Genomic DNA, 22,501 nt, shown 5'->3' with positions numbered 1-22,501 from the left:
CCTATGGATGTCGATGTCAAGCAAGATCAGTCGCCAATCAAAGACCAGGAGATGAAGGAGCTGATCCGCCGCAGTCAGGAAGGCGACCAAGAAGCCCGCGATGAAATTATTGAAAAAAATATGCGCCTCGTCTGGTCGGTCGTCCAGCGTTTCTTAAATCGTGGCTATGAAGCGGATGATTTGTTCCAAATCGGCTGCATCGGCTTGTTAAAATCAGTCGATAAGTTTGACTTATCGTATGACGTCAAGTTTTCGACGTACGCCGTGCCGATGATCATCGGGGAGATTCAGCGATTTCTCCGCGATGACGGCACGGTGAAAGTCAGCCGCTCGCTGAAAGAGATGGGCAATAAAATCCGCAAAGCGAAGGACGAACTGTCCAAGACGCGCGGGCGGGCCCCGACGATCACCGAAATCGCCGACCATTTGGGTGTTTCGCCGGAAGAAGTCGTTCTCGCCCAAGAGGCGGTTCGCTCGCCGGCGTCGATCCATGAAACAGTGTATGAAAACGACGGCGATCCGATCACGCTGCTCGATCAAATCGCCGATGCTGACGAGGCGTCATGGTTTGAGAAAATTGCCTTAAAAAAAGCGATTGAAGAGCTCGATGAGCGCGAAAGGCTCATCGTCTATTTGCGTTATTACAAAGACCAAACCCAGTCCGAAGTGGCAGCAAGACTCGGCATCTCTCAAGTGCAAGTATCCCGGCTGGAAAAGAAAATATTGCAGCACATAAAGGAAAAAATGGATGGGTAGTCCATTTTTTACGCATGTGCGCGGGAAAAAGTGGATGGGTAGTCCATTTTTCCGCACCTAGGCGGGAAAAAGCGGGCAGATAGCCCGCTTTTTCGCGTCACGGAACAACTGAAAACATTTTTTTAAAAGAATGGGTATTGTGAGGCCCATTCTTTTCTATTTTTATGAAATCGATGGTGAATGTCAGCAAGCTGCATGATCCTTTTTTCATCCAAACAAACTAAAGAAAAACAAAATGGGGATAAAGGTGTGGGACAGATGGCAAATACCGTGTTTATTAAACTGCGCCATCGTGTGCAAGTGAAACCGGAGGCGCTCGTCACCTTGGGGCAGGTGGCACAAATTGCCGCGACAGATGGCGGGCTCATTCGGCGGTTGAAGGCGATTCCACTCTATCGCGTTCAACCGAGCGATAAAAATATCGTCATTATCGATATGATGCAAGTCGTTCGTGCTGTCCTCGATGTCGACGATTCGCTCGATGTGCAGATGGTCGGCCCGTCGCAGACGATCGTGGAAGTCTTGTATGAAAAACGGCGGTTTTCGACGGTTGCTTTTATTCTTGTTTGGCTTCTTTTGTTTGTTGGTTCAGCGATGGCCATTATGAACTTTCACGAAGATGTGAGCATGCAAAAAGTGCATCGCTATCTGTATGAAGTCATGACCGGCCAATCGGTCGACAAACCGTTGCTTTTGCAAATTCCGTATTCGTTCGGGCTTGGCATTGGAATGGTGTTATTTTTCAACCATTGGTTCCGCAAGCGGATTAATGAAGAGCCTAGCCCTCTTGAAGTCGAAATGTTCAACTACCAGCAAGCCATTGATCAATACGTCATTTTGCATGAAAACAAAGAAAGTATGAGACAGCTTGACGACGCTTGAGATTTTGCTGGTAGTGTTCGTCGGCTTCGCTGGAGGGCTGGCGGTTGGAACGGGATTTGTCGCTTTTTTAGTCGTGCTTGGCGTCATTCCGCGTCTGACGCAGCTAACGAAAACGGTCAAGCGCATCCACGCGTATGAGTGGAGCGCCATTGCTGGTGCCATCGTCGGCGGCTGGATAAGTTTGCGTCATCCTGTCTGGCAGTTGTCGAAGTATTGGCTGGCGCCGATCGGATTGCTACATGGCATATTTATCGGGATGCTCGCTGCGGCACTGACGGAAGTATTGAACGTTTGGCCGATTTTAGCGAAGCGCATTGGTGTTGATGATAAAATTGTCATTTTATTGATGGCGCTCGCCTTCGGAAAAGTGGCAGGTTCATTATTCCATTGGGTTTATTTTGTCGATTACTTTCATTGAAAAAGGGGGGAGAAAACGTGGGATTAAAGGCGAATTACCTCCGTGAAGTGAAGGCGTTTCAGCCTTCTCCCCCATACGCCGCCAACGCGATCAAGGCGTTTCTTGTCGGCGGAGCGCTTTGCACGTTGGCGCAATGGCTTGCTGAGTGGCATAGCCGCCTGTTTGCTGTTTCGCCGTTTGCCGCTCAACTATGGGCGGTGACGGTGATGTCCGGGTTGGCGATCGTGTTGACGGCTGCCGGAAAATATGACGATTTCAGCCAGTTTGCCGGTGCGGGGGCGATGATGCTCATGACGGGACTGGCCAACGCCCTCGCCAGCGCGGCGATCGAGCATCGGAGCGAAGGATGGACGGCCGGGGTGGCTGGGCAGATGTTGAAAGCCGGCGGGGCAACGATTCTTTACGGCATCATTGTTGCCTATGTGCTCGGCCTCTTTTGGCCATGACGAAAAGAGGGAAGGACATGAAGCGTGTCGGAAAACAGACGTGGGTGTTTGATGAGGACATTTATATTAGAGCTGCTGCCACCGCTGTCGGTCCGCTTGAGGCCGATGGCCCGCTTGGTGGCTATTTTGACATTTGGCATCGCGACTTATATTGCGGGGAAGAGACGTGGGAGTTGGCCGAGCGGCGGTTGATGAGCGAGGCGGTGGCACGTTGTCTGCAAAAGGCCGGCGTTTCTGCCCACGATGTTGATTTGTTTTTAGCCGGCGATTTATTGAACCAAAATGCGACGTCCAACTATGTTGCGCGCGAGCTGCCCATTCCGTTTTTATGCTTGTTCGGCGCCTGTTCTACCTCGATGCAGACGCTGGCGGCAGCCGCCGCTTTTGTTGCTGGTGGGCTCGCCGATACGGCGCTTGTGGCGACGAGCAGCCATAACGCGACTGCGGAACGGCAGTTTCGTTATCCGACTGAACTTGGCGTGCAAAAGCCGAAAACGGCGACATTTACCGTCACGGGCGCTGGCGCCGCGCTCGTTGGCCGCACCCCAGGGCGCTGGCGCATCCGGGCGGCGACGATCGGCAAAGTCATCGATGCAGGGCTCACGAATCCGCTCGATATGGGGGCGGCGATGGCTCCAGCGGCAGCGGATACGATCGAGCAGCATTTCCGCGATTTAGGTACATCACCAAGCGATTATGACTTGATTGTCACCGGCGACCTATCGCGCGTCGGTAGCGTCATCGTCCGCGAGCTGCTCGCCGAATCGGGCTATGATATTAGCGATGTCTATAACGACTGTGGACTGATGATTTACCGCCCCGATCAAAAAGTGTTTGCCGGCGGCAGCGGCTGTGCCTGTTCTGCAGTCGTCACGTACGGCTATTTGTTTCACGAGCTTGATCGTGGCACGTTTCACCGTCTGTTTGTCGTTGCCACCGGAGCGCTCCTTAGCCAAACGATGGTGCAGCAAAAACAGTCGATTCCGGCCGTCGCCCACGGCGTCGTCATTGAAGCGGCCAAACAAGAGCCGGATTCGCTTCCATAACGGGGCTTTCAGGTCTGGTCAAGGGGGAATGCAATGATGGAATACGTCCGTGCTTTTTTGGCCGGTGGGCTGCTATGCGCCCTCGCCCAGCTTGCTCTCGACCGCGGCAAATGGACGCCGGCGGACGTCGCCAGCGCCTTTGTCATTCTAGGCGTTCTTCTTGGGTTTAGCGGCGTATACGACCGGTTTGTTGCTTGGGCTGGCGCCGGGGCAACGATGCCGCTAAGCGGATTTGGCTATTTTTTGGCGAAAGGCGTGATGGTTGAACCGCGGCCGGACGGCTTAGTCGAAACCGGAGCGGCAGTGTTCCGCTTTGCCGGTGCTCTGTTCGCCTTTATCGTGGCTGGCTCGTTTTTCGCCTCGCTCATTTGCAAACCGAAAGGGTAGAGATCATGAAAAAACGACGGGTGATTTTAGTGACAGATGGGGATGAATTCGCCTGCCAAGCGATCGAGCGGGTGGCTGCCGATCTCGGCGGTCGCTGCATCTCGTGTTCGCAAGGAAATCCGACGAAACTAAGCGGCGAACAGCTCGTGGAACTCATTTTGAAAACGCCGCATGATCCGGTGTTTGTTATGTTTGATGATTGCGGCGCCATCGGAGAGGGAGCCGGAGAAGAGGCGCTCCGCTACGTAGCGACGCACGAGCAAATCGAGGTGCTTGGGGCGCTGGCGGTCGCTTCCAATACGCACCGGCGCGAATGGACAAAAGTGCACGTCAGCATCGACCGCGACGGCTTGATTACGGAATACGGGGTCGATAAAGAAGGCATTCGCGATCTCGATGTCGGGCGGATTAACGGCGATACCGTCTACTGTCTTGACCAACTGAATATTCCGCTTGTCGTCGGCATCGGCGATATCGGCAAAATGGGGTATCGCGACAATGCGAAAAACGGAGCGCCCATTACGCGCAAGGCGGTCGAGTTGATTCTGGAAAGGAGTGGTGGCTATGCCGGAAAAAGAGAAGAAGGGAAAAGTGCCGATCGCGGAGAAACTCGTTGATAACGCCAAGTTTTTGCAAAACCGAATCGGTGTCGGCACAAGCTTTGACTTGGGCGTGCGAAAAATTCATGTGCTAAACCGGGAGGTACATATTTATTACTGCAACGGTTTATGTGACACGCAATACATTATTGAATTGTTAAAACAAATCGTGCGCGTCAACGACGATGAGCGCCAAGCCGCCCAAGCGCGGCAAATTATCGAGAACCGGCTCGTCCATCAGCAAGTGAGCCCGGTGACGAGTCTTGATGAAGCAGTCGATCAGCTGCTGTCTGGATTGATCATCATCTTCATTGAAGGAGAATCAACTGGATTTGCTGTTGACGTCCGCAGCTATCCAGGCCGCCAGCCGCAAGAGCCGGACACGGAAAAAGTCGTGCGCGGCGCCCGTGACGGGTATGTTGAAAACATTATCGTCAATACAGCATTGACGCGGCGCCGCATTCGCGATGAACGGCTTCGCTTTGAAATTTTGCAAGTTGGCGAACGGTCGAAAACCGATATATGCATCGCGTATATTCAAGATGTCGCCGACCCAGGGCTTGTTGAGCTCGTCAAAAACGAATTGAAACAGATTAATATTGATGGGTTGACGATGGGCGACAAAACGGTAGAGGAATTTTTAGTCAAGCAAGGGTATAACCCGTATCCGCTCGTCCGCTACACGGAGCGGCCGGACGTCGCGGCGACGCATTTGCTTGAAGGGCATGTACTTATTATGGTTGATACGTCGCCGAGCGTCATTATTACACCGACAACGTTCTTCCACCATGTCCAGCATGCGGAAGAGTACCGGCAGTCACCAGGGGTCGGGACGTTCGTCCGTTGGGTGCGGTTTTTAGGCATTTTGTCGTCGCTGTTTTTGCTGCCGCTTTGGATGCTGTTTGTGCTCGAGCCGTCGCTCTTGCCGGACTCGTGGGCGTTTATCGGTCCAAACAAACAGACAAACATTCCAGTTGTCATCCAAATTTTGATCGCTGATTTCGGGATTGAGTTCTTGCGGATGGCAGCTATTCATACACCGACGCCGCTGTCGACGGCAATGGGCTTAATCGCTGCCGTCCTAATCGGGCAAATCGCCATCGATGTTGGGTTGTTTGTGCCGGAAGTCATTTTGTACGTCGCAGTAGCGGCGATCGGCTCATTTGCAACGCCAAGCTATGAGCTGAGTATAGCCAATAAAATTTGCCGCTTAGCGCTTGTTATATTGGTTGCCTTATTTAAAGTGCCTGGGCTCGTTATCGGTACGACCGTTTATTTCCTTTGGTTAGCCAGCATCCGCTCGCTGAACACACCGTACTTATGGCCGTTCATTCCCTTTGATCCGGCGGCATTTATGCAAATTATCGTCCGCCGTTCGACCGCTGGAGCGAAAGTGCGGCCGAGCATCGTCCATCCACAAGACCAGCAAAAGCAGCCGTCATGACGTCCATCGCGTCTATTTTCTCCATCACGGTTTAAGCGGTCGTTTCCGATGGCACATATTGACGGCCGCTTTTCTCGTGATGGCGCTATTGCAACTTTTGCATAATTGTGATAAGTTATACTTGATACTTCAAACCGTTGAAAGTGCAGGATTGGCGGGTCGTCCGCTCCGTTTGGGCGCGCCCGGATGCATGGCTGTATGACAGCCTGTTGCGCGGCAGAGCCGTTCGCTCTGCGGCTTTGTTTTTTAAGGCAGTTACCGGTTGCGAACTGTCTTTTTGCTTTTTCTGCGCCATTTTGATGAGGAATGAGGGATTTTCATGTTTTTTCATGGGACGAGCCGCGTCAACGAAAAAGGGCATTTGGAAATCGGCGGCGTTGATACGGTCGAGTTGGCGAAGATGTACGGAACGCCGCTTTATATTTATGATGTTGCGTTGATTCGCGCGCGGGCGCGCGCGTTTAAGGAAGCATTCCATCTTCAAGGTGTGCGGGCGCAAGTAGCTTACGCCAGCAAGGCGTTTTCCTCGATTGCCATGGTGCAGCTCGCCGCTGAGGAAGGGCTGTCGCTTGACGTCGTGTCGGGCGGGGAACTGTATACGGCGATTGCTGCTGGATTCCCGTCAGAGCGCATCCATTTTCACGGCAACAACAAAAGTCGGGATGAGCTGGCGATGGCGCTCGAACATGGCATCGGCTGCATTGTTGCCGACAACTTTTACGAACTGGAGTTGATTGAACAACTGGCGGCCGCTTCCGGTCGAGTGGTTCCGGTGTTGCTTCGCGTCACACCGGGCGTCGAGGCGCATACGCACGATTATATTTTAACGGGACAGGAAGACTCCAAGTTTGGCTTTGACTTAAACAACGGCCAAGCAGATGAGGCGTTTCGCCGTGTTATGGCATCGTCGGCGTTTCAGTTGCTTGGCGTTCATTGCCATATCGGTTCGCAAATTTTTGAAACGACCGGCTTTGTGCTTGCCGCACAAAAAGTATTTACAAAGATGGCGGAATGGAACAAGGCATATGGATTTATCCCTTCAGTCATCAATCTTGGCGGAGGCTTTGGCATCCGCTATACAGAGGAAGACGATCCGATTCCGGTGTCCGCATACGTCGATTGCATTGTTGAAGAAGTGAAAAAGCAGGCTAAAGCGTGTCAGCTTCCGTTGCCGGAAATTTGGATCGAGCCGGGGCGTTCGCTCGTTGGTGACGCGGGGACGACGATTTATACGATCGGTTCGCGCAAAGACGTGCCAAACATTCGTACGTATCTCGCGGTTGATGGTGGCATGAGCGACAACATCCGTCCGGCGTTGTACGGGGCAAAATATGAAGCAGTGCTTGCCAATCGGGTGCTAGGTGAGCGAACAGAAACCGTATCGATCGCTGGGAAATGCTGCGAGTCGGGCGATATGCTCATTTGGGATCTTGCGCTGCCCGAGACGAAGCCGGGCGATTATTTGGCTGTTTTTTGCACCGGCGCTTACGGTTATTCAATGGCGAACAATTACAACCGCCTGCCGCGTCCGGCGATCGTTTTCGTTGAAAACGGCGACGCTCAGCTCGTTGTCAAACGCGAAACATATGAAGATTTAATCCAGCATGATTTGCCGTTTAAGACGAAGGTGAGAAAATAAAAAAGCCCGCATAAAGCGGGTTTTTTTATTGATTCGAGGAGAGTGCCGACTTGATGGCATTCCAAATCTCTTTCAAGATGTCGATAATGTTTTGGATAAACGTTTTTCCTTCTTCTGACTGCAAAAAGGCTGATAATCGTTCTTTTGCTTTGCTGAGTTGGTCGTTCACTTGATCCCAGTTAATATTCGCATTTTGCATTTTATGGAAGAGGGAAATGAGACTATTGATTTCGTCTTCGCTCAGCGTAATGCCAAGGTCGTTGGCGATTCGTTCAATCAAGGCGCGCAAATCGGCGTCCGTTTTCGGCGGATTGTTGGCAATTTCTTCTTTGACTTTTGCCACCAAGGCGACCGCCTTATCCGCACCGATCGAGTCAGCAAGTTTCGCTGTTTGCACCATTTCTTCGTTCGCTACTTTTTTCACATCGTCCGGGATGGATTGGTCAGATGAAATTTCATATGCCTTCATCAATCCGGTCAGCGCGGCGGTGCCGGAAACCGGAAACGGAGCGGTGACATAAATGTCGGCATCTTTCACTCCAGCGGTAATTAAGGCGTTCGTGTACATTTCTTTCGTCACCCATGTGATGTTATGCGTCTCAACATTCAGTCCGGATCCCGGTTCGCCGATCGTAATCATTGACGATGAGATGGCGCGCGTACCAATTTGCGCTTTTGGGATGAGCCCACCCAAATATTTATGCTCTTCAGCGTTTGAGACGGTAACCGTCTGAGCTCCGTCCGGCGCTTTCATTTCCTCGAGCACTTTTTGTTTTTGTTCGTTTGTTAAGTTTTCCCCGAGTGTTACAATGACGTCGCCCGGTGCAGCATCGGCCGCCACCATGGCCGGAAACGCCAGCAGCATGACTGCTAGCAGCGATGAAGCGATCGTTCGTTTCACGCAGTTCGCCTCCTGTTCATAAAAAATGCACTATCATTATACCGTACGCTCTCCTGTTTTTCTATCGAAACGGCGTTCTGCCTTCCGCTGCTCATTGCGATCGAGAAATACATCGGTTGAGAGGCCAAGCAAATGGCAAACAGCGAGGTAGTGGATATTTCAAGAGCCGAAAGCTATTTTAGTATGATCATAAATAAAGACGATCATCCCCTTTCTACCGTTTCACTTCGCCGATCATTGCTGGCGTGCCCATTGGTATTTCATATCAATATATGATGTTTAAAACATGGAACATTTGGATGAAAAGGCATTTTGGCTTTCTTTCTGTTGGTCAATCATGGTATGATAAAGACAGTTTATGCGTGAAAAAGGAGGGGAAGCGCGATGGCGAAAAAAGGCTATATTTTGATGGAAAATGGCGGAAAGATTGAATTTGAACTGTTTCCAAATGAGGCGCCGGTGACGGTGGCCAACTTTGAAAAATTAGCGAACGAAGGGTTTTATAATGGACTGACGTTTCACCGTGTCATCCCTGGTTTTGTCAGCCAAGGCGGTTGTCCGCGCGGCAATGGAACGGGCGATGCTGGTTACACAATCCCATGCGAGACAGACAATAATCCGCACCGGCATGTCACCGGAGCGATTTCGATGGCGCACCGCGGCCGCGATACTGGCAGCTGCCAGTTTTTCATCGTCCATGAACCGCAGCCGCATCTAGACGGGGTGCACACCGTCTTCGGACAAGTCACGTCCGGAATGGATGTCGTCAAAGCGATGAAAAACGGTGATGTGATGAAGGAAGTGAAAGTGGTTGACGAACCGTAAGCAGCGGACGGAAGATGGAGAACGGACAAGCCGAACGAATTGGCTTTTGTTTTTCATCTTGTTGGCGGCTAGTTTCATATGGGGAGCCGTGTATTGGCTTTGGATCGCCAAGTGATGATGTAAAGCCGTCAATGTGGTATAATGGAATATCATGATATAGCTGTACATCCTTCGGGGCAGGGTGAAATTCCCGACCGGCGGTGATGAGGCCGAAGCCTCTCAGCCCGCGAGCCGTATAGGCACGATCCGGTGCGATTCCGGAGCCGACAGTATAGTCTGGATGGGAGAAGGATGAAGATGTGCGCATGACTGTTTTGAGCCGGGCTGTATCAGCGCGGGCGGCGTCTGTCGTCCGTCTCGGTATGGCGACGGTTTTCGGTTTCGCACGACAGGAATAACCTTGTTTAGCGAACAAGTGTTCTTGTTTGTCGTTATGCGCATCCTGACCCATTCTCTCACGTCTTAGAGCCCCGGAATATTTCCGGGGTTTTTATTTTGTAGGAAAAAGGTGGATACCGTGTACAATGATGAACATTACATGCGGTTAGCGCTTGATGTAGCCAAGGCCGGAGTTGGGCAAACGTCCCCCAATCCTGCTGTCGGTGCCGTCGTCGTCAACGACGGTACGATTGTCGGAATTGGCGCCCACTTAAAAGCAGGAGAGCCGCACGCCGAGGTGCATGCGATCCGCATGGCCGGTGAAAAGGCGCGCGGGGCAACGGTATATGTGACGCTTGAGCCATGCAGCCATTATGGCAAAACGCCACCATGCGCTGATTTGCTCATTGAAGCCGGCGTCCGCCGTGTCGTCGTTGCGACGACCGATCCGAATCCGCTTGTTGCTGGGAAAGGAATTAATAAGCTGCGTCGGGCGGGCATTGACGTGGAGGTTGGAATATTAAAAGAAGAAGCGGATGAGTTAAACCGCATGTTTTTCCATTATATTGCGACGAAAACGCCGTTTGTAACGATCAAATATGCGTGCAGCCTCGACGGCAAAATCGCCACGGCGACAGGGGAGAGCAAATGGATCACATCCAGTGCAGCGCGTGAGGATGTTCATCGTCTCCGTGCGCAACATGACGCTATTTTAGTTGGCGTTAACACCGTGATGGCGGATAACCCGAAGCTGACGGTCCGCATTGGGCAACAGCGGAAAAACCCCCTTCGGGTCATTTTGGATACCAACTTGCATACACCGCTCGACGCCCATGTTGTCGTCGACAAGGAAGCAGAAACGTGGATCATCACTGGCAGCGGTGTCAGCCGGGAAAAAGCGAAGATGTATGAGCGCCTTGGGGTGCGCATCGTGCCGATGACAAGCGCACACATTGATGTGCGCGAGGTGCTCCGCCTGCTTGGTGAGCAGCGTATCACGTCATTGTTTGTTGAGGGAGGCTCGCGAATTCATGACAGCTTCCTTCGCTCCGGGATGGTCAATGAAGTCGTTGCCTATATGGCTCCGAAACTAATCGGCGGCCGCGAAGCGCCGACGCCGGTCGGCGGTCTCGGTTTCTCGCGTCTCGCTGAAGCGATGGAGCTTGACATCCGGCAGATTGAGAAAATCGGTCCGGATATCAAGATCGTCGCTAAACCGATCAAGAAGGAGGAGTCGTGATGTTCACCGGTATTATTGAAGAGATCGGCACGGTTGAACAAATGAGGCAAACAGGCAGCGCCATTGTGATGACGATTGGCGCCAAGCGGGTGCTTGAAGACGTCCAGCTCGGTGATAGCATCGCCGTTAACGGTGTCTGCTTGACCGTTACTTCATTTACGGATCGGCAGTTTACGGTCGATGTCATGCCGGAAACAGTGAAGGCAACAGCGTTGCGTACACTCAAGCCGGGGACAAAGGTGAACTTGGAGCGAGCGATGGCGGCTGGCGGGCGGTTTGGCGGGCATTTCGTTACCGGACACGTCGATGGCGTCGGACGCATTGTCCGGCAATGGCCGAAAGCGAACGCTGTCTATTATGAAATCGAAGTGCCGGCCCCGCTGCGTTCGTATATGATTGAGAAAGGGTCGGTAGCCGTCGATGGGACAAGCTTGACGATTTTCGGCTTGAGCGAGCGCACGTTCACCGTTTCGCTCATCCCGCATACGCGGGCGGCGACGATTTTAGGCGAAAAACGGCCTGGCGACTTTGTCAATATTGAATGTGATATGATCGGCAAATACGTCGCTGCCTTTCTCGCAGGAAAGGAAACGACGCCTTCGGGATTGACAATGGAATTTTTGGAGCAACACGGCTATAAATAAGCGAGAAAAGGGGGCAAGTGGCCATGTTTGATACGATTGAAGCGGCGTTGGCCGCACTGAAAAACGGAGAAGTGATCATCGTTTGCGATGACGAAGACCGGGAAAATGAGGGGGATTTTGTCGCGCTGGCTGAAAAAGCGACACCGGATGTCATTAATTTTATGATTACGCATGGCCGCGGGCTCGTCTGCGTCCCGATTACAGAAGAATTGGCGGCGCGTCTCGAGCTTGAGCCGATGGTCGCCCATAACACCGATGCGCATGGCACGGCGTTTACGGTAAGCGTCGACTACAAAACAACGACGACGGGAATCAGTGCTTACGAGCGAGCAGCGACCATTCAGGCGCTGCTTGATCCGAACGTAAAAGCGAGCGATTTCAAACGGCCAGGGCATATTTTTCCATTGATTGCTAAAAAAGGCGGTGTCTTGCGACGTGCTGGCCATACGGAGGCGGCAGTCGATTTGGCCCGCTTATGCGGGGCGAAGCCGGCTGGCGTCATCTGTGAGATTATTAAAGAAGACGGGACGATGGCGCGTGTTCCTGATTTACGGCACATTGCCGATCAGTTCGGACTAAAAATGATTACGATTAAAGATTTAATCGCGTACCGAAGTCAAAGAGAAAAACTCGTGAAACGCGAAGTGGAAATTTCGCTGCCGACTGAGTTCGGTGAGTTTCGTGCTATCGGCTATACGAACATTCTTGACGGAAAAGAGCATGTCGCGCTTGTGAAAGGTGAGATCGTTCCGGGCAAAGCGATACTCGTGCGCGTCCATTCCGAATGTTTAACCGGTGATGTGTTCGGTTCGTACCGGTGTGATTGCGGTCCGCAGTTGCATGCGGCGTTGCGGCAAATTGAAGCGGAAGGAAACGGGGTGCTGCTTTACATGCGCCAAGAAGGGCGCGGCATTGGTCTCATGAACAAACTGCGCGCCTACAAGCTGCAGGAGCAAGGGTATGATACCGTTGAGGCGAACGAAAAACTCGGCTTTCCGGCCGATTTGCGCGACTATGGCATCGGGGCGCAAATTTTAAAAGATCTTGGCGTGACGAAAATGCGCCTGTTAACGAATAATCCGCGCAAAATCGCGGGTTTAAAAGGGCATGGGCTCGAAGTCGTCGAACGGGTGCCGCTTCAAATGCCACCGACGAAGGAAAACGAAAAATATTTGCGCACGAAATATGAAAAATTAGGACATATGCTTCATTTTTAATGAAAGGGGAAAGAAACATGAACGTCATCGAAGGAAATTTAGTCGGCACCGGGTTGAAAATTGGCATCGTCGTCTCGCGCTTTAACGAATTTATTACGAGCAAGCTCTTATCTGGTGCAATCGACGGGTTGACGCGCCATGGCGTCAGCGACAACGATATCACCGTCACATGGGTGCCGGGGGCGTTTGAAATTCCGCTTGTGGCGAAAAAAATGGCTGAATCAAAGCAATTTGACGCTATCATTACGCTTGGCGCCGTCATTCGCGGTGCGACGAGCCATTTTGACTACGTGTGCAGCGAGGCAGCCAAAGGCGTCTCCCATGCCGCGCTTACAAGCGGCGTCCCGGTTATTTTCGGCGTTTTGACAACCGATACGATCGAGCAGGCGATCGAGCGGGCCGGCACAAAAGCGGGCAATAAAGGATGGGAGGCGGCTGTTTCCGCGATCGAAATGGCGAACGTTTTACGGGGGCTTGCGTAATTTGTGTAAAAAGGCATGAAATGGTTCACAATATCGGTGAGAATGTTTATAATACGTATAGAGAAAATGACAAAAACTTTTCCATTTCGGAAAAGCGCTTGTCGATAATGAGGGATTTTTATGTTAATCCGTTACCGAAAAAACTATGAAAAAATTGCCATGGGGCTGTTGTCGTTTATGCCGATGGAAAAAGATTTGAAACGGCTGCAGCAGACGATCAAACAATACGAAACCGACAACGATTGGCAACTGTTTTTATGGAAAGAAGGGGATGACATCGTCGGCATTATCGGCGTCCTGCTGCGTGCTCCCGATGTTGTGCAAATCCAGCACATTAGCGTCAACCCGTCACACCGCCACCAAGGGATTGGAAAACAGATGGTCAAGGCGTTAAAAGAGACGTATCCTGACCGTCGGTTGTGCGCCAATGAGTGGACTGCCTCATTTTTCGATAAATGTCAAACATGCTAGCTGAATAAGAAAATCGGCACGGCGCCGTGCTTTTGCGGGCGGCGGAGGGGGGAGGTTACTTCCCCTCCGCTCTGGCCCGCTTTTTTTGTTCGCGGGCGGCGATGACATCGGTGCGGTCGCGCCGCCGGTGTTTGTCGACGAGGTCAATATCAGTGGTATCGCTTGCCTGTCCCCAAACGAGCTGTCGGGCGGCGCAGGCGGCTCGGCATTGCGCATAGAGTGAGCGGTCAGCGATCGGCAGTTCGATGCTTTCGTATGGCTTACCTTGGGCGATGCGCCTAGCCGTCTCATCAAGCAAGGCAGCGAGCGCTCGATCATCGAGGCCGAGCCGGCGGATCATCCCGCGCGCTTCTTCAAGCAGCACACGCGCCCGTTTCATAAGCCGCAGTGCTCCTGAGGTGTTGTTGCGTCGGTAATGGTAGAAGGCGACCGCAATTTGGATGAGTACAAGCCATTCTATTTTTCGGCCGTCTCGTTTCCATTGTTCTTCTAAAACTTCATGGCATTCGAAATAGTCACGGTCGCCATGGAAATGAACTAAATAATCAATATATGCTTTCGGATACATCGACCATCGTTCCTTTCGTAAAGGCCTAACCGGTTGGAAAGCAGCCTTGCCGGCGGTGCGAAGTGGAGACTGCTATCCTTCCTTCTGTCTGACGGCAACGGTTGTCGCGGTGAAGGGGAGGGACTTCTTCTTCATTATACGCCGCGGTGGTTCTGAGGACAAAAAGCAGCCGGTTTCCGTTCGCTTCATCGCTTGATTATGGTACAATAAATGTACCGCAACCGAGGACGGGACGCATGGACGATGGCTGTGGAAAAAATGGTGGGATGGATGTGCAATTGCCATACAGTGTGAAAATTGAAGCGTTTGAAGGACCGCTTGATTTGCTTTTGCATTTAATTAATCGCTATGAGATTGATATTTACGATATTCCGGTAGCGCAAATTACAGAACAGTATATGGCGTACATTCACGCCATGCAGGAGCTCGAGCTCGATATTGCCAGTGAGTACTTGGTCATGGCGGCCACCTTGTTGGCCATAAAAAGTAAAATGCTGTTGCCGGCGCCGGAGGAAGAGGACGACGGCGACATGGAGTTTGACGAGGTGGATGATCCGCGCGAAGAGTTGATGCAGCGGCTGCTTGAATATAAAAAGTTTAAAGAAGCGGCGCGCGAGCTGAAACGGCGTGAAGAAGAGCGGGCGCTTTTATTTACAAAGCCGCCGAGCGATTTAAGTGCCTATGCCGATGAAAAAAAGGCAGCGCCGCTTGACGTCAACGTATACGATATGTTGGGCGCCTTGTCGAAACTGTTGCGCCGCAAAAAGCTGCAAAAACCGATGCGGACGAAAATCACTCGCCAAGACATTTCTGTTGAAAAGCGGATGGCGGAAATTTTGCATGAGCTAAGGCAAACGAACGAGCGGAAAAACTTTTATGAGCTATTTCCTTCTTATGACCGTTCGTATATTGTTGTCACCTTTTTAGCAATTTTGGAATTGATGAAGCAAAATGAAATTATCATTGAACAAGAGCGAAATTTCAGCGATTTGTTTATTGCGGCCAAACATCCGGCCGTCTAAAGCAGCGCCGGTTTGGCTGCAGCGGTTCGCAGCGGCGAGCCGCTTTCCTTTTGCAGTGATGAGCCGATTGCGTCGCTAACTGGGTAAAGGGCACGCCGCATGTCCCGTTTCGGATATCTGGTGGGTGGTGCGGGACGTTGTGGGGAACGATGCTGCTCCGGCGGCCGGTGGAAACGGATAGAAAGGAGGAACGGTTGCGCCAGCTAGAAACGCTTGGTGCGGCAAAGCGCGATGGAACAACAGGAAACAGTAAAAAAAGATGATGCCAGCTCAGCACGTCCAGCGAAGGCGATCGTTGAAGCGTTGCTGTTTGCTGCTGGTGATGAGGGGCTGTCGCTCGCTCAAATCGCTGCCGTACTCGATGTCGATGAATCGGAGGCGAAAGCGGTAATCGCAGCGCTGCAAGAAGATTATAGCCGGGAAGAACGCGGCATTCAGCTTATGGAGCTGGCGGGTGTGTTTTTGCTGGCAACAAAAAAAGAGCATGCTTCGTATTTAAAAAAGCTCGTTGAGGCACCTGGAGCGTCATCACTGTCGCAGGCGGCGCTTGAGACGTTGGCCATCATCGCTTATCGTCAGCCGATTACGCGTGCGGAAATCGAGGAAATTCGCGGTGTGAAAAGCGACAAGCCGCTGCAAACGCTGATGGCTCGGGCGCTCATTAAAGAGGTCGGGCGCGCCGAAGGAACTGGGCGGCCGATTTTGTACGGCACGACGGCGGAATTTCTTGACTATTTCGGGCTAAAAACACTCGAGGAGCTACCTCCATTGCCGGAGTGGGCGGATGATGGCGAGCTCGAACGGGAAGCAGATTTGTTTTTTGAGAAATTGGCAGAAAATTTGAGCGACGAGAAGCCGTAATATGGTAAACTAAAGAAAAAACGGCTGATCGGGAAGGGGTGCGCTCATGGACGTTTGCCGCTTGTACGGTGAAGAGCTGCAAAAATCACGCTCCAACACGTTTGAAGACTATTTTAACCGCTCGGAAGTCACCTATCGTGACGGGGGTGAAGAGCGAACACTGTCTGTTTTGTATTTGCGCTACTTTGAGGCGGCGCTATTCGACCTGCTGCCGTATGAAGGCGACCCGCTATTTACGGTTGCCGGGCGTGACATTCATTTGCGCGACATCGTTGCCCTCGTCTGTTTATGGCAAAACCCGGCCTATCGGCAGCGCCGCCGCGTCTATATTCATGATGAGGAGGAATTGCGCCGCTATTTCGCTGCTATTGACGGAAAGATGTTGCAATCGGTAGTTAGCGAATGGGCGGCCAATGGTGCTTGCCGCCTTCCGTTGCCATCGTAACAAGAAAATGTCCATAAGGTATAGCGTTTTTTACATGTCGGCAGGAAACTGGCATCGCTCAACAAGACCGTTTTAGAGCGGTCCACAGGTGTTGTTCGCCATCTATCGGGCACGATCCGTTAAAGCGGTTCCGTTGGACGAACCGCTTTTTCTCATGGCGTTTATTCCGTTCGCGTCTTCATTGGATTGCACGCCGGCGGCTTCACTTGTCCGATTGTCTCGGTTAGCTTTTGTAAATCGTAACATTCCGTGTGCGCCATATGGTCGGCTATGGGAGACAGCACATCGAGCACTTTACGGTTTCATTCCATTTCCCTCAAGCACGTGCAAAAAGCTTTGGAAAACAGCCATTTCCAACTCGATTTGAGGAAGGAAGCGATAAAACCTTGTAAAGGTTGGTCTGCAAGCAGCTGGCCATTTTCATTGCTTTTCACTAAATGTGGCTTCCCGTTTTTTTCGTAAACGTGCGATTTTGCGACTTCAGCTGCTTTTCAGAATGGTCGAGCCGATTATGAATGGCCTCGGCGGGGTCGGCAGCGCCAAGCAGCCAAAGCAAGTCGCGGCGGATCGGATGGACACGTGGCGGTTTCCACTTGGCGCATTTCAGCGAACGCTTCAACAATGAACCGGCAATGGCCGCTAAGAATGTTGCATTCAAAAGCGGAGTTCAACAAGCGCTTTTTGCTCAAGTGGTCCAACCGTTCGTTTTTTGCAGAATGCTCCCCGTGAAGGAATGCGGCGATTTTACACGTGTTGGGCGCCTCGCTCCTATATGTATGTGCGGCTGGGAATTTAGGTGAATGCGGACAAGAACGATTTTCCTAGGCTGGCATACGATATGGCGAAAAAAGTGCAGGAGGAGGTTTTTACCAAATGGACGACCAAACGTTGTTTGCCCAGTATGCGGCTGAAGTGAACGAATGGGGAGAACAAGTCAAGCAGGTGCTGGAACTGCGCGGGGCAAGCATTGATGGCGCTTCTACACTGTTGCAGTTTATCGCCGAACATGACGGGAAGTGGACGGAAGAGGCAGTCCGTGAGCTCACGTGCCTTGTTGATGACGTGTACGCTGCTGCGCTTCGTCACTATGCCATCGAAGCGGCTGAGTGGGGGAAACAAGTAGAACACGCTCTATCCATGCGCGGAGCAGCGGAGGACATCGGGCTTTCTTCTTTATTGGCGCGCATTGAAGAACACGGCGACGAGTGGACGGAGGAAGAAATTCATGAACTGCAACTCCTTGTCGACGACGTGTACGCTCGAGCCATCCGCCTTGTCGAACCGCTATCCGACGGGCAGGAGGAAGACTTGACGCGGCAGGAAGAAGTCTCGGCTTTGCCTGAACAGGAGGGCGGCAACAGAGAGCAAATGAGCAAGGGAACTGAACGGTCAGGCGAACACAAGGGGGATAGCGAACAAGAGCCGGTCGTTGCAGCTGAACGGGCGGAGCCGTTCATAGCCTCATCAACGGATTCTCCTGATGGCGAACAGCTGCATGAGGGAGATACGATGGACGAAGAATGGCGGCACAATGCAGACATGACAGATAAGGAGCGGCTGCCGGAGGAAGGTGTGACCGATGGTGAGCGGCAACGGGCGGTTTCGCCTGGCAAGCATGTGCTGCCGCCGCTGCCGTACAGCTATGACGCGCTTGAGCCCCATATTTCCGAAGAAATTATGCGTCTCCATCATACGAAGCATCATCAAAGCTATGTCGACGGTCTGAACAAGGCGGAGCGCATGATGGCAGAGGCGCGCCGTACGAACAATTTTGAACTGCTGAAACATTGGGAGCGAGAGGCGGCGTTCAACGGTTCAGGCCACTATTTGCATACAATTTTTTGGCATAACATGCATCCGCAAGGCGGCGGCGAGCCGCGCGGGGAGCTGCGGGCGCAAATTGAACGCGACTTCGGCAGCTTTGCTGCATTCCGACGCCACTTTACCGAAGCGGCGAAAAGCGTCGAAGGGGTTGGCTGGGCGTTGCTCGTTTGGGTGCCGCGGGCTCATCGGCTTGAAATTTTGCAGACGGAAAAGCACCAGCTCATGACGCAATGGGATACGATTCCACTTCTTGTGCTTGATGTGTGGGAGCATGCGTACTACTTGCAATATAAAAACGATCGGGGAGCGTATATCGAACATTGGTGGAACGTCGTCAACTGGCGCAATGTCGAAGCGCGCTTCGCCGAGGCACGAAAGCTGCGTTGGCAACCATTTTAAACAGGCAGGGGTCTCCCCGCCTGTTTTTTTTGAGCAGGCAAAAGCCGCCTCCCTTGCCTAGAGAGGTTTCGCTGAAAACATGATGCAATTGATAGGGGTGCCTATGCTAGCTTCTGTAGCCATATTTTTCATCATATTTGTCCGATCGGCGCATACACTTGTACAAAGCATGGCCTCCATGTCCAGCCTGTTTCCGTCGCGATGTTCCCTCTGTTGCGCTCATTTCAGCCTAATTGGAAAGGAGGAACAGGCGATTCCTCCCTGCTTACGGAAGGAGGGGGATCCTCGCCGATATCGGATGAAGAGGTGGAAGCGACTCGTTTGGCTCATTGCGCTCACTGCAGGGATCATGTCATGTCTTCCAGGAAAGCTGCACGCCATGAACGGGGTGAGCGCAAAAAGCGCGATTTTAATAGAGCAACATTCCGGACGGATTTTGTTTGCTAAAGATGCTCATACAAAACGGCGCATCGCCAGCATTACGAAAATTATGACCGCCATTTTGGCGATTGAGTCCGGGAAGCTTGATGATACGGTGACAGTTAGTGCCCGCGCCGTCCGGACGGAGGGGTCATCGATTTACTTACGCCAAGGGGAGAAAATGAAACTGCGCGATCTTGTATACGGACTGATGCTTCGTTCCGGCAATGACGCCGCAGTCGCCATCGCCGAACATGTCGGCGGCAGTGTCGAGGGGTTTGTGTTTTTAATGAACGAAAAGGCGGCCGAGATCGGGATGCGCGATACGGAATTTGCCAATCCGCACGGCTTGGACGATGCGGAAAACCATTATTCGACCGCTTATGACATGGCGTTGTTGATGCAATATGCAATGAAAAATAAAGAGTTTCGCCGCATTTCCGGAACGAAAGTATACCGCGCCCCTGCCCCGCCGGGCGAAGACGGAGCGCGTGTATGGCGGAATAAAAATAAGTTGCTGACAAGCCTTTATGAATATTGCACCGGCGGCAAAACCGGCTATACGAAACGGGCACACCGCACACTTGTGACGACAGCGTCGAAAGACGGGATTGATTTGGTCGCTGTGACATTGGACGCTTCGGATGACTGGAACGATCATATCGCCATGTATGAGTATGGCTTTTCCAACTACCGTATTGCCAAAGTCAGCGGCAAGCGCATCGTGAAGAGAATTTCCGACCCGTTTTACAAGGGGCGGTTGCAGGCAGCCCGCGATTTGCGATATCCGGTGACTGAAAAGGAGATGGGAGAGCTGCGGGTGAAAGTGTATTTGCTGAAGCCGCGCGATGAATGGAAGGAAAACCCAAACCGCGCTCCGACGGCAGTCGGGAAAGCGGTGCTTTATTTGCGCAAACAGGCGGTCGATGCGGTGCCGCTTTTCTATGAGCCGGAGAAGGACGAACGCAGCCGGGGGTTCTTTTCGCAAGCATTTCGATTTTTAGGTGTGAGAAGCGATGGTTAACCTCATTTGGGTGATGATGGCGCTTATCGGTATCGTCTTTGCTGCGGCCAATGGCACGATGGAGGAAGTGAATAAGGCGGTGTTCGAAAGCGCCAAAGAAGCGGTGACGATCAGCATCGGTATGATCAGCATTTTAGTGTTTTGGCTCGGACTGATGGCCATCGCTGAGCAGGCCGGTTTGCTTCATAAAGTCGCGCGCCTGTTTATGCCGCTTGTGCGTCGCCTGTTCCCGGAAGTGCCGCCCGGCCATCCGGCGCTCGGCTATATCGTCTCAAACATGGTCGCCAATATGTTCGGTCTTGGCAATGCGGCGACGCCGATGGGGATTAAAGCGATGGAGCAGCTGAAGCAACTCAACGGCGGTGGCGACGAAGCAAGCCGGTCAATGGTGACGTTTTTAGCCATTAATACGTCAAGCATTACGCTTATTCCGGCGACCGTCATTTCGATTCGCATGACGTACGGTTCAGCATCACCAGGCGAAATTATCGGCACGACGGTCGTCGCTTCAACGATTTCGACGATCGGGGCGGTGTTGATTGATCGGTATTATTATTGGAAACGAACGCGGAAAGGCAGGAAGCCATAATGGCTATCGTCCAACTTCTTTCAGTTTGGCTTATTCCGGGGCTCATCGCCTTTATTTTGCTCTATGGCACGGCGAAAAAAGTGCCTACATATGAGGCGTTTGTCGAGGGGGGCAAAGAAGGGATTGAAATTGCGTTTTCGCTCATTCCGTATTTAGTCGGCATGTTAGTGTCGGTCGCCATTTTTCGTGCGTCGGGAGCACTTGAGGCGCTCATGGAGGTGATCAAGCCGCTCGTTGAGGCGATTGGATTGCCGGCTGAAGTCGTTCCGCTTGCCGCGATTCGCACCATTTCTGGAACGGCGGCACTCGGCATGACGACCGATTTAATTGCCACGTACGGCCCTGACTCGTTTATCGGGCGCCTCGCTTCGACTATCCAAGGCAGCACCGAGACGACGCTTTATGTGCTTACCGTCTATTTTGGAGCCGTCGGCGTCAAAAAAATGGGTGACGCGTTAAAAGTCGGCATTTTGGCGGACATTCTTAGCTTTATTGTCTCCTTTTTCATCGTCTTGTTTGTATTTGGGCGCTGACAGCGCTCATTTTTTTGTTTTCCTGCCAACCGGGAGAGAAGGAGCTACTGATCTTGTCGAACGCTCTCGCATCTGTGTTCACGCTTGGAAGCGAGGATTCTCAGTTTGGGATGATAAAAATAAAAGCGACATGCTTGTATCTGTCGAACGGAAAGGGTAAGATGATGAAAGAGGTGAGAAGGAAATGGAACGGTTACAAAAAGTGATTGCCCGCGCCGGTATTGCGTCAAGGCGCAAGGCGGAAGAAATGATTTTGCAAGGGCGGGTGAAGGTCAATGGCCGCGTCGTCACCGAACTTGGTGTCAAAGTCGGACCGCGTGACGATGTGGAAGTTGACGGCATTCCGGTCGAGCGCGAGGAGCCGGTCTATTATTTGCTTTACAAGCCGCGCGGCGTCATCTCGAGCGTTAAAGATGAGAAGGGGCGCAAAGTGGTGACCGACTTTTTTAAAGACATCCACCAGCGCATTTACCCGATCGGACGGCTTGACTACGATACGTCCGGTCTGCTCTTGTTGACGAATGACGGCGATTTTGCTAATTTGCTGATGCATCCGCGCTATGAGATTGAGAAGGTGTACGTCGCTAAAGTGAAAGGCATCCCGACACGCGAGCAGCTGAAACAGCTTGAGAAAGGGGTGCTGTTGGAAGACGGCATAACGGCGCCAGCAAAAGTGAAGCTGCTCTCAGCTGATCGGAAAAAGCGGACAGCGATTGTCGAGATTAGCATTCATGAAGGACGGAATCGGCAAGTGCGCCGCATGTTTGAGGCGATCGGCTGTGAAGTGCTGAAGCTGAAGCGGGAACGGTATGCGTTTCTTGATTTAAAAGGGCTTCGCCCCGGCGAATATCGTGAACTGTCACCGCATGAAGTGAAGCTGTTGCGGACGATGGCCCAATCCGGGGGAAAGAAATAGTGACAAACTTTGTCACACAACGTTCATATCCTCATAGATAGGGTAAAAATAGACTTTGCTATAATGGAAAATGGAAGATTATGAACTGTCACGTAGACCCCCTACGGCATCGACCGTAAGGGGGT

At 52.1% G+C, this 22,501-nt stretch carries 29 protein-coding genes and 1 riboswitch; of the genes, 25 read left to right on the top strand and 4 right to left on the bottom strand.

Annotated elements, in window-relative coordinates:
- The first annotated feature begins 3 nt into the window (after positions 1–3).
- The 8 genes from sigF (at position 4) to IC804_RS03445 (ending at position 5,978) form a co-directional block, all read left to right on the top strand.
- Positions 4–756 carry an RNA polymerase sporulation sigma factor SigF gene (gene sigF, locus IC804_RS03480; protein WP_008879717.1) on the top strand — a complete coding sequence of 251 codons (753 nt, stop codon included), beginning with the start codon at positions 4–6 and terminating at the stop codon, positions 754–756.
- 258 nt (positions 757–1,014) lie between these two features.
- Positions 1,015–1,638, top strand: a complete 624-nt coding sequence (locus IC804_RS03475) for a stage V sporulation protein AA (protein WP_008879716.1) — start codon at positions 1,015–1,017, stop codon at positions 1,636–1,638.
- A complete protein-coding gene (locus IC804_RS03470; protein ID WP_008879715.1) occupies positions 1,625–2,056 on the top strand; it encodes a stage V sporulation protein AB in 432 nt (143 codons plus the stop codon). Before IC804_RS03475 ends, IC804_RS03470 begins: the two co-directional genes overlap by 14 nt.
- A gap of 17 nt (positions 2,057–2,073) precedes the next feature.
- Entirely contained in the window at positions 2,074–2,502 is a 429-nt protein-coding gene (locus IC804_RS03465) for a SpoVA/SpoVAEb family sporulation membrane protein (RefSeq protein ID WP_008879714.1), read from the top strand.
- A gap of 17 nt (positions 2,503–2,519) precedes the next feature.
- Entirely contained in the window at positions 2,520–3,548 is a 1,029-nt protein-coding gene (gene spoVAD / locus IC804_RS03460; protein WP_008879713.1) for a stage V sporulation protein AD, read from the top strand.
- Between the two features lie 36 nt (positions 3,549–3,584).
- Positions 3,585–3,935, top strand: coding sequence for a SpoVA/SpoVAEb family sporulation membrane protein (locus IC804_RS03455; RefSeq protein ID WP_035499242.1), 351 nt, complete (start codon positions 3,585–3,587; stop codon positions 3,933–3,935).
- A 5-nt stretch (positions 3,936–3,940) separates the two neighbouring features.
- Positions 3,941–4,552 (top strand): stage V sporulation protein SpoVABEA, encoded by a 612-nt coding sequence (locus IC804_RS03450; RefSeq protein ID WP_029761021.1) that lies wholly within the window; start codon positions 3,941–3,943, stop codon positions 4,550–4,552.
- Positions 4,500–5,978 (top strand): spore germination protein, encoded by a 1,479-nt coding sequence (locus tag IC804_RS03445; RefSeq protein ID WP_008879710.1) that lies wholly within the window; start codon positions 4,500–4,502, stop codon positions 5,976–5,978. Before IC804_RS03450 ends, IC804_RS03445 begins: the two co-directional genes overlap by 53 nt.
- A gap of 115 nt (positions 5,979–6,093) precedes the next feature.
- Here IC804_RS03445 and IC804_RS03440 read toward each other — a convergent pair whose 3' ends face one another.
- Positions 6,094–6,309 (bottom strand): hypothetical protein, encoded by a 216-nt coding sequence (locus IC804_RS03440; RefSeq protein ID WP_029761020.1) that lies wholly within the window; start codon positions 6,307–6,309, stop codon positions 6,094–6,096.
- Between IC804_RS03440 and lysA the strand changes: the two genes are divergently transcribed.
- Positions 6,298–7,617 carry a diaminopimelate decarboxylase gene (gene lysA, locus IC804_RS03435; RefSeq protein ID WP_008879709.1) on the top strand — a complete coding sequence of 440 codons (1,320 nt, stop codon included), beginning with the start codon at positions 6,298–6,300 and terminating at the stop codon, positions 7,615–7,617. The two genes, IC804_RS03440 and lysA, sit on opposite strands and share 12 nt — an antisense overlap.
- 25 nt (positions 7,618–7,642) lie before the next feature.
- Here lysA and IC804_RS03430 read toward each other — a convergent pair whose 3' ends face one another.
- Positions 7,643–8,518 (bottom strand): DUF1002 domain-containing protein, encoded by an 876-nt coding sequence (locus IC804_RS03430; protein WP_008879708.1) that lies wholly within the window; start codon positions 8,516–8,518, stop codon positions 7,643–7,645.
- Positions 8,519–8,902: 384 nt separating this feature from the next.
- On the opposite strand from IC804_RS03430, the gene IC804_RS03425 reads away from it, so the two are divergent.
- The 7 genes from IC804_RS03425 to IC804_RS03400 all read left to right on the top strand — a co-directional run bounded on the left by IC804_RS03425 (position 8,903) and on the right by IC804_RS03400 (position 13,775).
- The gene (locus tag IC804_RS03425) at positions 8,903–9,343 is read left to right on the top strand and encodes a peptidylprolyl isomerase (protein ID WP_008879707.1); all 441 of its coding nucleotides are present in this window, start codon (positions 8,903–8,905) and stop codon (positions 9,341–9,343) included.
- Positions 9,330–9,458 carry a hypothetical protein gene (locus tag IC804_RS18810; RefSeq protein ID WP_255350175.1) on the top strand — a complete coding sequence of 43 codons (129 nt, stop codon included), beginning with the start codon at positions 9,330–9,332 and terminating at the stop codon, positions 9,456–9,458. Before IC804_RS03425 ends, IC804_RS18810 begins: the two co-directional genes overlap by 14 nt.
- 48 nt (positions 9,459–9,506) lie before the next feature.
- Positions 9,507–9,639: riboswitch (FMN riboswitch) on the top strand.
- Positions 9,640–9,860: 221 nt separating this feature from the next.
- The gene (gene ribD, locus IC804_RS03420; protein ID WP_008879706.1) at positions 9,861–10,961 is read left to right on the top strand and encodes a bifunctional diaminohydroxyphosphoribosylaminopyrimidine deaminase/5-amino-6-(5-phosphoribosylamino)uracil reductase RibD; all 1,101 of its coding nucleotides are present in this window, start codon (positions 9,861–9,863) and stop codon (positions 10,959–10,961) included.
- On the top strand, positions 10,961–11,605 hold the full coding sequence (gene ribE / locus IC804_RS03415; RefSeq protein ID WP_011887733.1) for a riboflavin synthase: 645 nt from the start codon (positions 10,961–10,963) through the stop codon (positions 11,603–11,605). Before ribD ends, ribE (IC804_RS03415) begins: the two co-directional genes overlap by 1 nt.
- Before the next feature lie 23 nt (positions 11,606–11,628).
- Positions 11,629–12,822: a bifunctional 3,4-dihydroxy-2-butanone-4-phosphate synthase/GTP cyclohydrolase II gene (locus IC804_RS03410; RefSeq protein ID WP_008879704.1), complete on the top strand. Its 1,194-nt coding sequence runs from the start codon at positions 11,629–11,631 to the stop codon at positions 12,820–12,822.
- A 17-nt stretch (positions 12,823–12,839) separates the two neighbouring features.
- Complete coding sequence (gene ribE / locus IC804_RS03405; RefSeq protein ID WP_011887731.1) at positions 12,840–13,304, top strand: 6,7-dimethyl-8-ribityllumazine synthase; 465 nt, start codon at positions 12,840–12,842, stop codon at positions 13,302–13,304.
- A gap of 120 nt (positions 13,305–13,424) precedes the next feature.
- A complete protein-coding gene (locus IC804_RS03400; protein ID WP_008879702.1) occupies positions 13,425–13,775 on the top strand; it encodes a GNAT family N-acetyltransferase in 351 nt (116 codons plus the stop codon).
- Positions 13,776–13,830: 55 nt separating this feature from the next.
- Here IC804_RS03400 and IC804_RS03395 read toward each other — a convergent pair whose 3' ends face one another.
- Complete coding sequence (locus tag IC804_RS03395) at positions 13,831–14,343, bottom strand: DUF309 domain-containing protein (protein WP_008879701.1); 513 nt, start codon at positions 14,341–14,343, stop codon at positions 13,831–13,833.
- A gap of 236 nt (positions 14,344–14,579) precedes the next feature.
- Here IC804_RS03395 and IC804_RS03390 point away from each other — a divergent pair, with 236 nt between their 5' ends.
- The 4 genes from IC804_RS03390 (at position 14,580) to IC804_RS03380 (ending at position 16,671) form a co-directional block, all read left to right on the top strand.
- Positions 14,580–15,365 (top strand): segregation/condensation protein A, encoded by a 786-nt coding sequence (locus tag IC804_RS03390; RefSeq protein WP_008879700.1) that lies wholly within the window; start codon positions 14,580–14,582, stop codon positions 15,363–15,365.
- A 137-nt stretch (positions 15,366–15,502) separates the two neighbouring features.
- Positions 15,503–15,628 (top strand): hypothetical protein, encoded by a 126-nt coding sequence (locus IC804_RS18805; RefSeq protein ID WP_255350174.1) that lies wholly within the window; start codon positions 15,503–15,505, stop codon positions 15,626–15,628.
- Positions 15,597–16,226 carry an SMC-Scp complex subunit ScpB gene (gene scpB / locus IC804_RS03385; RefSeq protein ID WP_008879699.1) on the top strand — a complete coding sequence of 210 codons (630 nt, stop codon included), beginning with the start codon at positions 15,597–15,599 and terminating at the stop codon, positions 16,224–16,226. Before IC804_RS18805 ends, scpB begins: the two co-directional genes overlap by 32 nt.
- Before the next feature lie 46 nt (positions 16,227–16,272).
- Complete coding sequence (locus IC804_RS03380; RefSeq protein ID WP_029761016.1) at positions 16,273–16,671, top strand: hypothetical protein; 399 nt, start codon at positions 16,273–16,275, stop codon at positions 16,669–16,671.
- Between the two features lie 433 nt (positions 16,672–17,104).
- Here the strand turns inward: IC804_RS03380 and IC804_RS03375 are convergent, their stop codons facing one another.
- On the bottom strand, positions 17,105–17,329 hold the full coding sequence (locus tag IC804_RS03375; RefSeq protein ID WP_011887727.1) for a hypothetical protein: 225 nt from the start codon (positions 17,327–17,329) through the stop codon (positions 17,105–17,107).
- A 215-nt stretch (positions 17,330–17,544) separates the two neighbouring features.
- On the opposite strand from IC804_RS03375, the gene IC804_RS03370 reads away from it, so the two are divergent.
- The 5 genes from IC804_RS03370 (at position 17,545) to IC804_RS03350 (ending at position 22,376) form a co-directional block, all read left to right on the top strand.
- Positions 17,545–18,894, top strand: coding sequence for a superoxide dismutase (locus tag IC804_RS03370; protein ID WP_081157335.1), 1,350 nt, complete (start codon positions 17,545–17,547; stop codon positions 18,892–18,894).
- 298 nt (positions 18,895–19,192) lie between these two features.
- Positions 19,193–20,338: a D-alanyl-D-alanine carboxypeptidase family protein gene (locus tag IC804_RS03365; RefSeq protein ID WP_081157336.1), complete on the top strand. Its 1,146-nt coding sequence runs from the start codon at positions 19,193–19,195 to the stop codon at positions 20,336–20,338.
- Positions 20,331–20,927 (top strand): nucleoside recognition domain-containing protein, encoded by a 597-nt coding sequence (locus IC804_RS03360; protein ID WP_008879695.1) that lies wholly within the window; start codon positions 20,331–20,333, stop codon positions 20,925–20,927. The genes IC804_RS03365 and IC804_RS03360 overlap by 8 nt, the downstream gene beginning before the upstream one ends.
- Positions 20,927–21,460: a spore maturation protein gene (locus IC804_RS03355; RefSeq protein ID WP_008879694.1), complete on the top strand. Its 534-nt coding sequence runs from the start codon at positions 20,927–20,929 to the stop codon at positions 21,458–21,460. Before IC804_RS03360 ends, IC804_RS03355 begins: the two co-directional genes overlap by 1 nt.
- A 184-nt stretch (positions 21,461–21,644) precedes the next feature.
- Entirely contained in the window at positions 21,645–22,376 is a 732-nt protein-coding gene (locus IC804_RS03350) for a pseudouridine synthase (protein WP_008879693.1), read from the top strand.
- The last annotated feature ends 125 nt before the right edge of the window (positions 22,377–22,501 follow it).

Source organism: Geobacillus sp. 47C-IIb, assembly GCF_014679705.1.
Taxonomy (GTDB): domain Bacteria; phylum Bacillota; class Bacilli; order Bacillales; family Anoxybacillaceae; genus Geobacillus; species Geobacillus thermodenitrificans.
The sequence above is the reverse complement of the archived record's forward strand: the minus strand, read 5'-3'. Positions and strand labels throughout refer to the sequence as shown.

Excerpts from the sequence above, each read along its gene's own strand:
- sigF (WP_008879717.1), top strand. The coding sequence starts at position 4 with ATGGATGTCGATGTCAAGCAAGATCAGTCGCCAATCAAAGACCAGGAG.
- IC804_RS03475 (WP_008879716.1), top strand. The coding sequence starts at position 1,015 with ATGGCAAATACCGTGTTTATTAAACTGCGCCATCGTGTGCAAGTGAAA.
- spoVAD (WP_008879713.1), top strand. The coding sequence starts at position 2,520 with ATGAAGCGTGTCGGAAAACAGACGTGGGTGTTTGATGAGGACATTTAT.
- IC804_RS03455 (WP_035499242.1), top strand. The coding sequence starts at position 3,585 with ATGGAATACGTCCGTGCTTTTTTGGCCGGTGGGCTGCTATGCGCCCTC.
- IC804_RS03450 (WP_029761021.1), top strand. The coding sequence starts at position 3,941 with ATGAAAAAACGACGGGTGATTTTAGTGACAGATGGGGATGAATTCGCC.
- IC804_RS03445 (WP_008879710.1), top strand. The coding sequence starts at position 4,500 with ATGCCGGAAAAAGAGAAGAAGGGAAAAGTGCCGATCGCGGAGAAACTC.
- lysA (WP_008879709.1), top strand. The coding sequence starts at position 6,298 with ATGTTTTTTCATGGGACGAGCCGCGTCAACGAAAAAGGGCATTTGGAA.
- IC804_RS03440 (WP_029761020.1), bottom strand. The coding sequence starts at position 6,309 with ATGAAAAAACATGAAAATCCCTCATTCCTCATCAAAATGGCGCAGAAA.
- IC804_RS03425 (WP_008879707.1), top strand. The coding sequence starts at position 8,903 with ATGGCGAAAAAAGGCTATATTTTGATGGAAAATGGCGGAAAGATTGAA.
- ribE (WP_011887733.1), top strand. The coding sequence starts at position 10,961 with ATGTTCACCGGTATTATTGAAGAGATCGGCACGGTTGAACAAATGAGG.
- IC804_RS03410 (WP_008879704.1), top strand. The coding sequence starts at position 11,629 with ATGTTTGATACGATTGAAGCGGCGTTGGCCGCACTGAAAAACGGAGAA.
- ribE (WP_011887731.1), top strand. The coding sequence starts at position 12,840 with ATGAACGTCATCGAAGGAAATTTAGTCGGCACCGGGTTGAAAATTGGC.
- IC804_RS03400 (WP_008879702.1), top strand. The coding sequence starts at position 13,425 with ATGTTAATCCGTTACCGAAAAAACTATGAAAAAATTGCCATGGGGCTG.
- IC804_RS03395 (WP_008879701.1), bottom strand. The coding sequence starts at position 14,343 with ATGTATCCGAAAGCATATATTGATTATTTAGTTCATTTCCATGGCGAC.
- IC804_RS03390 (WP_008879700.1), top strand. The coding sequence starts at position 14,580 with ATGGACGATGGCTGTGGAAAAAATGGTGGGATGGATGTGCAATTGCCA.
- scpB (WP_008879699.1), top strand. The coding sequence starts at position 15,597 with ATGGAACAACAGGAAACAGTAAAAAAAGATGATGCCAGCTCAGCACGT.
- IC804_RS03380 (WP_029761016.1), top strand. The coding sequence starts at position 16,273 with ATGGACGTTTGCCGCTTGTACGGTGAAGAGCTGCAAAAATCACGCTCC.
- IC804_RS03370 (WP_081157335.1), top strand. The coding sequence starts at position 17,545 with ATGGACGACCAAACGTTGTTTGCCCAGTATGCGGCTGAAGTGAACGAA.
- IC804_RS03365 (WP_081157336.1), top strand. The coding sequence starts at position 19,193 with ATGAAGAGGTGGAAGCGACTCGTTTGGCTCATTGCGCTCACTGCAGGG.
- IC804_RS03360 (WP_008879695.1), top strand. The coding sequence starts at position 20,331 with ATGGTTAACCTCATTTGGGTGATGATGGCGCTTATCGGTATCGTCTTT.
- IC804_RS03355 (WP_008879694.1), top strand. The coding sequence starts at position 20,927 with ATGGCTATCGTCCAACTTCTTTCAGTTTGGCTTATTCCGGGGCTCATC.
- IC804_RS03350 (WP_008879693.1), top strand. The coding sequence starts at position 21,645 with ATGGAACGGTTACAAAAAGTGATTGCCCGCGCCGGTATTGCGTCAAGG.